A 6,676-nucleotide genomic window follows, 5' to 3' on the forward strand; every position below is an offset into this window, starting at 1 on the left:
AAGAAAGGTGAGTTGAAGGTTATTGAAACCAATTATGGTTATCATGTTGTTCAGATTACGGATAAAGGTGCTGCCGTTGAAAAGGTACAGGTTGCCCAGGTGGTCCGTAAAATAAATCCAAGTCAGACTACCTACAGGGGAATCTTTGCCAAAGCCAATAATTTTGCAGGCAACAACCGTACTTATGATGCCTTTATCAAAGCTATTGCCAAACAAAGATTAGTGAAGAGAATTGCCAACAATGTTCTGGAAGGCGACAAACAAATTGCAGGAATCCAGTCACCCCGCGAAGTCATTAAATGGGCTTACGACAGCAAAACCAAGAAATATGATGTTTCAACAGTTTTTGAAGCCGACAATCAATTCGTAGTTGCTGCCTTGACCTCTGTAAAAAAGAAAGGCTTTGCTCCCCTTGAAGATGTTGAAAACGAAATAATCCCTAAAGTTATTCAGGAGAAAAAAGGGGAGTTGATTTCAGCCAATATCAATAATAAAAAAGGCCAGGCCAGAGATATTAACCAATTAGCCTCCTTATTAAGGACACAGGTTCAAAGTGCCACAGATGTTACTTTCTCTGCTTTTGCCATTCCGGTAGCCGGTATAGAACCCAAACTTATTGCAACTGCCACCAACTATCCGGCCAACAAATTATCGGCTCCAATAGCAGGCAACAATGGAGTATATGTTATTCAGGTTACTTCGGTTTCTCAACCTTCGGGTATTGATTTCAAAGGCGAACAAAGTAAGTTATCGTATATGTACCAGACACGTGCCAATTACGAGCCTTATGAAGCTTTAAAGAAACTTGCCAACATAGTAGATAAACGCTGGAAATTTTATTAAAATTTAAAATTCACTTTAAAACGAAAGGCCTCACTCCAATGAGGCCTTTCGTTTTTTAAGAAAGACAGGGGTTACAGGTTTTGATTTGTAAAAAAAAGCGGGGGAAATATAAAAACCCCAAACAATTCTATGGCAGATAATGAGATTTATGCTAATTTTGAAGAAATAAAAAAGAACAAAAATGATTCAGGAAAAAATACAGGAAATTGCATTCCGTGTTAAAGAACTTCGTGAGATTGAAGGCCTTACACCCGAAGATATCTGCAGTCTTATTAAGATTCCTATTGGCGACTATCTGGATTTTGAGGCCGGGAACAGGGATATTGCAGCCGGAGATCTTCTGGAAATTGCAAAAAAATTGAATGTCAGTCTGGCTGTTTTGCTTACCGGCGACGCCCCCAAAATGAACATCTATTCTGTAACCCGTAAAGATAAAGGAGTGGAGGTCGACCGTAGAAAACAATATAAATATGAAAGCCTGGCAGCCAATTTTGCCAATAAAAAAGCTGAACCATTCGTGGTTACTGTCGATCCGAATCCACCCAAGAAACCTGATTTAAACAGCCACATTGGGCAGGAATTCAACTACATCATTGAAGGAAGGATGCGTCTGACCATACATAAGAGTGAGATAATACTGGGAACCGGTGATTCAATTTATTTCGATTCTTCTTATCCCCATGCCATCGAAGCATTAGACGATAAACCTGCCCGGTTTTTAGTTATCATTGTGAAGTAGAAGTAATTCCAAGTATATTTAATTTTCAAATATGAATTTATTATCTAATTTTCTCGACCGCATCGATTTCGATAACTATGAAGATTTTATCAGCAACTACAAGATAAAATCTCCTGAAAAATTCAATTTTGCAACAGATGTAGTCGATGTTTATGCTGAAAAAGAACCCGAAAAACGAGCCTTGATCTGGATAAACGACGAAGGGGAAGAGAAATTCTTTTCCTTTTCGGATATGTCATCCCTCAGCAAAAAAGCCGCTAATGTTTTTAAAGATCAGGGAATAGGCCGGGGCGACAAAGTGATGCTTGTGATGAAAAGCAGGTGGGAATTCTGGATTGCCCTGCTTGGCCTACACCGTTTGGGAGCCATTGGGATTCCGGCAACTCATATGCTTACAACTCCCGATTTCGTTTATAGAATAGAAAAAGCAAGCATAAAAGCTGTTGTAACTATTGGCCAGGAAAACCTTCCTGAACACATAGACCTGGCACAAAAACAAACCGGTGATATCCTGAAAATAAAATTTGGTGTACTTTACCATGAAAATGACTGGCTGGATTTTAATCAGTTAGTCGATCAGGCTTCAGATCAGTTTGAAACGGATGCAGATATTCAAAAGAAAGACCTCATGCTGATCTATTTTTCATCCGGCACTTCGGGAATGCCTAAAATGGTCAGTCTGGATTATGAATATCCCTTAGGACATATTCTGACTGCCAAATATTGGCAAAACGTGATAGACGGAGGTTTACACTATACCGTTGCCGACAGCGGATGGGCAAAATTTGTCTGGGGGAAAATATACGGGCAATGGATTGCAGGTAGTGCCGTATTTGCTTATGATTATGATAAATTTGAAGCAGCCAATGTAATGAGCCTGGCTACAAAATATGGAGTGACCACCTTCTGTGCCCCCCCTACGATTTACCGTTTCATGATCAAAGAAGGGCTTAAAAATTACGACTTCAGCACCCTCAAATATTGTGTAGTTGCCGGTGAACCGCTTAATCCTGAACTTTACGATATCTTCCTGAAATATACCGGGATCAAACTGATGGAAGGCTATGGACAAACCGAATTGCTGCCGGTAATTGCCAATTTTCCATGGATGGAACCCAAACCGGGTTCTATGGGCAAACCATCGCCAACTTTTGATATTTCCCTGGTTAATGCTGACGGCGAATTTTGTGAAACCGGTGAAGAAGGTGAAATTGTGATCAAAACGACACTTGAAGAAAAACCGGTAGGAATGTTCTCGGGCTATTACCTCGATGATGAAATGAACCACTCTCAGTGGCACGATGGTTACTATCATACCGGAGATACTGCCTGGAAAGATGAGGACGATTATTTATGGTTCATAGGCCGCGCAGATGATGTCATCAAATCTTCAGGATACCGCATCGGGCCTTTTGAAGTTGAAAGCGCCCTGATTCAACATCCTGCTGTTATGGAATGTGCCATCACCAGCGTTCCCGATCCAATCAGAGGACAGGTGGTAAAAGCCACCGTGGTGCTTTCTAAAAATTATACGGCTTCGGAAGAATTGGTCAAAGAACTGCAAAACCATGTCAAAGCAGTTACAGCTCCGTATAAGTATCCCAGAATTATTGAATTTGTAAAGGAACTGCCAAAAACCATCAGCGGCAAAATCAGAAGGGTAGAAATCAGAGATAAAGATGCAAAAAAATAAAATTTAATCAGGGAGATTTTTCTCCCTGAAAAATTTTATTCCCTGCCTTCAAATGTTAAGTTGCTTAAATTGTTGATTGTTTCTTCTTCGAAGGATAGACCCATTTAAGAATTATCCTTAAAATTCCTGCAATTCCTGCCTGTTTTAAGACCTGTTTCCAGGTAGACGTACTTTTCGATTTTTTCTTAAAAAACAAATCTCCCAAAAAAGAAGCTAACAGGCTAAGGATGGAAGATGCTGCTTTGGTGGTAAAAGAACCGGCAATGGCACTTACCGAAGAATGGAATAATTCAGCCGGAACCCTGGATATACCTCTCACCAATTCCGTTTCCTCTTCCTTTATGCATTTATTCAAATAACGTTGTTCTTCCTGCAAACGGGACATAGAATCGATTACCGGCAAATAATATTTCTTTTCCATATTTATTTTTCTTCTGTTTTTTCAAAAAATATTTTCACCACCTTATCTCCGACTATCCTTTCAAAAAGTTTTTTGCGGAAAATAATAATTACCGCAAGTATGACCAGGAAGAACGCCGAAACTATGGCAAAGCCCCAGAACAGGCTTTTTGTAATAGTTGCAAAATAGTAGCCTGTCATCATCCCCAGGAAGAGCAAAATAAAAAAACCAAGAAATCCAATGACTATGGAATAGACAAGGAAAGAGACCAGATGGGCCGATTTTTCGGCTGTCTGCATCTTAATTAGCAACAGACGGTCATTCACATAATTTTTGACCAGTTGTTGCATTTCCTCAAAAAAATTTTGTTTACCTTCTTCCATTATGCGGGTGTTTCAGTCTGGGGGCTTTTCTCCTCCTCTCCTTTTACAAATTTCTTTGCTCTTTTAAGCGTTTCATTCATTTCCTCTTCAAAATGTTTGATGGTCTTTTTGAATCCTTCTGTTGACTTGCCCGCCTTTTCCTTGATATCTGCCATCATTTCCTTACCCTTATCGCTGGTTAGGAATATTCCAATTGCTGCACCGGCTGCTGCACCCAGCAACACCCCGGCTAAAAATTTCGAACCGTTGCTCATGATTTTTTTTAGTTTTAATGTATGTTGAACAGGATAAACTTAATTCCTTATCTTACTGCTAAGCCATGCCTACAGGCTTTTTTATCATTTTTTAGCCCTTTATACAAATATACAAAATAATGAAGAGAAGCAAAGGGTTTCTGTTAAAAAAATACAGCTGTTTTTCGGATTTTACGGAGATTTTCAGGGATAGGAATATTTCATACTCCAAAAGGAAAATCAACCCTCATAGAGGTTAATGTTAATTAAAAAAAATAATTTAGATACATTTTCCTTATCATTGCATAAATAAAATCACTTTTTAAACCATCATTTATGAAAATACAATCATTGGGCATCATTTTAACCTGCCTTTTGGGCATTGCCGGATCATCAAACGCCCAAACCCAACTTACCAATCAGAACTTATTCGACACAATCTCATTCATGCCTGAACATTACGTGCAAAGGGTTGCAGTATTTAAAAAACAGCCTGTAGTAACGGGAAAAATAATTTTTCTTGGCAACAGCATTACTGAAATGGGCAAATGGGGCAAACTGCTGGGCGATACCACCGTAATTAACCGCGGCATAGGCGGAGATATAACCTTTGGCGTGCTGAAACGCCTCGACGACGTTACCCGCCGTAAGCCTTCTAAATTATTCCTTCTTATTGGAATCAATGACATTGGAAAGGATATTCCGGATGCAGTGATCGCCAATAACGTAAAAAAGATAATCCTGGAAATCAGTAAAAAATGCCCGGAAACTAAAATTTACCTGGAAAGCATATTGCCCGTAAATCCCACGCTTCCAAAATTCCCCCAACATTACGACAAGCAGGGACATATCATAAGTACAAACCGCTTATTGGTGCAAGTGGCACAATCAACACATTGCCAATTTGTGAACCTCTATCCCCTCTTGCTCGATAATCAGAAAAATTTCGACCGCCGTTACACTCTTGAAGGACTGCATCCCAATCCAAAAGGATTTGAACTGATCGTGAAATATCTAAAAGAAAAAGGTTGCCTGTAAAGCAACCTTTTTCTTTTTTGTATTTCAATACTATTTAATTAATCTGAATTACTTGATTGAAATCTCACTTACAATTTGGTCGCAATCATAGAATTTAAAAAAAAAGCACCAACTTCAGGGAATCAAAAAGGATTAAAAATTTTCACAATCCACCAGTCGGGATTAAAACCCTGGCTATGTCCAAGTATTTTGCCAGAAATTGCAGCGGAAGAAGTAGCAATTGCATAATTTCCATCAGAGGTTTGTATAATAGAATGTGCTATACTTTGTCCTCTTGAGCCTTCGAAAGTTTTCTGTCCGATCATCTGGCCGTCGGCATTCAATTTCACAATCCATATATCATAATTTCCTTTTACCCCGTCTGGGAAATCAGTATATCCCGAAAATACGTAACCGCCATCAGAAGTTTTCTGTATGGAAAGTGCCTCTTCTTCTGAAGTACTCCCGACAGTTTTCTGCCAACTAATAGCCCCCGCAGCAGTCAGTTTGACTATCCAGGCATCATTATCTCCATGATTTCCCGAAACATCTCCGTCGTTGGAATTGGTGTACCCGGCAAAAATATACCCGCCGTCAGTGGTTTGCAGAATTGAATTGGCCACGTCAAAAAGCGAACCGCCATAGTTTTTTTGCCAGCTGATATCTCCTGTTGCAGTTAATTTGACAATCCAACAATCGGTTTGCCCGTGGTTACCGCTGACATTTTTATCGTTTGATGAAGCAGACCCGGCAACAATATACCCGCCGTCAGAGGTCTGCTGAATATCATAGGCAGATTCCTCCTGGCTTCCACCTAAAGACTTCTGCCAGCTGATGCTTCCTGTGTCTGTCAATTTTACAACCCAAAAATCCATTTGACCGTGATTTCCCCCACTAATTTGCCCGTCAACAGAGTTGGATTCACCGGCAACAATATATCCTCCATCCTTGGTCTGTTTTATTGAAAAAGCTTTTTCCCAATAAGCTCCTCCCAGGCATTTCTGCCAGACAATATTCCCACCTGAATTCAATTTAAGTATCCAATATTCATAATATTTTCCGGTATTTCCAACCACATCATGGTCATAAGAATCAGTATATCCTGCAACAATGTAACCTCCGTCAGAAGTTTCTTCTATGGAATATGCCTGATCGTCGCCGGAACCTCCATAAACTTTTGTCCATACTTTTTCTCCCCTGGCATTTAATTTTATTATGGCATAATCGCGTTTACGGCCAATATCAGTCCAACCCGCTACAATGAACCCCCCATCCGAGGTCTGACGGATACATGAAGGCTCGTCATCACCAGTTCCTCCATATATGCTCTGCCATATAATCTCCTTTTCATCTTTAATGGAAAGATCG

The 6,676-nt window shown here is 39.9% G+C and carries 8 protein-coding genes; 4 read left to right on the forward strand and 4 right to left on the reverse strand.

The window, feature by feature from the left end:
* From Q8907_10820 to Q8907_10830, 3 genes are all read left to right on the forward strand, one after another.
* Positions 1–843, forward strand: an 843-nt coding sequence (locus tag Q8907_10820; protein ID MDP4274759.1) for a hypothetical protein, incomplete at its 5' end; no start/stop codon positions are given.
* Positions 844–1,027: 184 nt separating this feature from the next.
* Entirely contained in the window at positions 1,028–1,582 is a 555-nt protein-coding gene (locus tag Q8907_10825; GenBank protein ID MDP4274760.1) for an XRE family transcriptional regulator, read from the forward strand.
* 31 nt (positions 1,583–1,613) lie between these two features.
* Positions 1,614–3,275, forward strand: a complete 1,662-nt coding sequence (locus Q8907_10830) for an AMP-binding protein (protein ID MDP4274761.1) — start codon at positions 1,614–1,616, stop codon at positions 3,273–3,275.
* Between the two features lie 64 nt (positions 3,276–3,339).
* Here the strand turns inward: Q8907_10830 and Q8907_10835 are convergent, their stop codons facing one another.
* From Q8907_10835 to Q8907_10845, 3 genes are read right to left on the reverse strand one after another with little or no spacing between them, the layout of a single operon-like run.
* Positions 3,340–3,696: a hypothetical protein gene (locus Q8907_10835; GenBank protein MDP4274762.1), complete on the reverse strand. Its 357-nt coding sequence runs from the start codon at positions 3,694–3,696 to the stop codon at positions 3,340–3,342.
* A 2-nt stretch (positions 3,697–3,698) separates the two neighbouring features.
* Positions 3,699–4,058, reverse strand: coding sequence for a phage holin family protein (locus Q8907_10840; protein MDP4274763.1), 360 nt, complete (start codon positions 4,056–4,058; stop codon positions 3,699–3,701).
* Positions 4,058–4,312 carry a YtxH domain-containing protein gene (locus Q8907_10845; GenBank protein ID MDP4274764.1) on the reverse strand — a complete coding sequence of 85 codons (255 nt, stop codon included), beginning with the start codon at positions 4,310–4,312 and terminating at the stop codon, positions 4,058–4,060. The genes Q8907_10840 and Q8907_10845 overlap by 1 nt, the downstream gene beginning before the upstream one ends.
* A 315-nt stretch (positions 4,313–4,627) precedes the next feature.
* Between Q8907_10845 and Q8907_10850 the strand changes: the two genes are divergently transcribed.
* Positions 4,628–5,329: a GDSL-type esterase/lipase family protein gene (locus Q8907_10850; protein MDP4274765.1), complete on the forward strand. Its 702-nt coding sequence runs from the start codon at positions 4,628–4,630 to the stop codon at positions 5,327–5,329.
* 122 nt (positions 5,330–5,451) lie between these two features.
* Here Q8907_10850 and Q8907_10855 read toward each other — a convergent pair.
* On the reverse strand, positions 5,452–6,676 hold a 1,225-nt coding region (locus Q8907_10855), incomplete at its 5' end, for a hypothetical protein (GenBank protein ID MDP4274766.1).

The organism is Bacteroidota bacterium (assembly GCA_030706565.1).
Taxonomy (GTDB): Bacteria; Bacteroidota; Bacteroidia; order Bacteroidales; family JAUZOH01; genus JAUZOH01.

Bases quoted from the DNA above. Each gene is read 5' to 3' on its own strand.
- Q8907_10835 (MDP4274762.1), bottom strand. From the start codon at position 3,696: ATGGAAAAGAAATATTATTTGCCGGTAATCGATTCTATGTCCCGTTTG.
- Q8907_10845 (MDP4274764.1), bottom strand. From the start codon at position 4,312: ATGAGCAACGGTTCGAAATTTTTAGCCGGGGTGTTGCTGGGTGCAGCA.
- Q8907_10830 (MDP4274761.1), top strand. From the start codon at position 1,614: ATGAATTTATTATCTAATTTTCTCGACCGCATCGATTTCGATAACTAT.
- Q8907_10850 (MDP4274765.1), top strand. From the start codon at position 4,628: ATGAAAATACAATCATTGGGCATCATTTTAACCTGCCTTTTGGGCATT.
- Q8907_10840 (MDP4274763.1), bottom strand. From the start codon at position 4,058: ATGGAAGAAGGTAAACAAAATTTTTTTGAGGAAATGCAACAACTGGTC.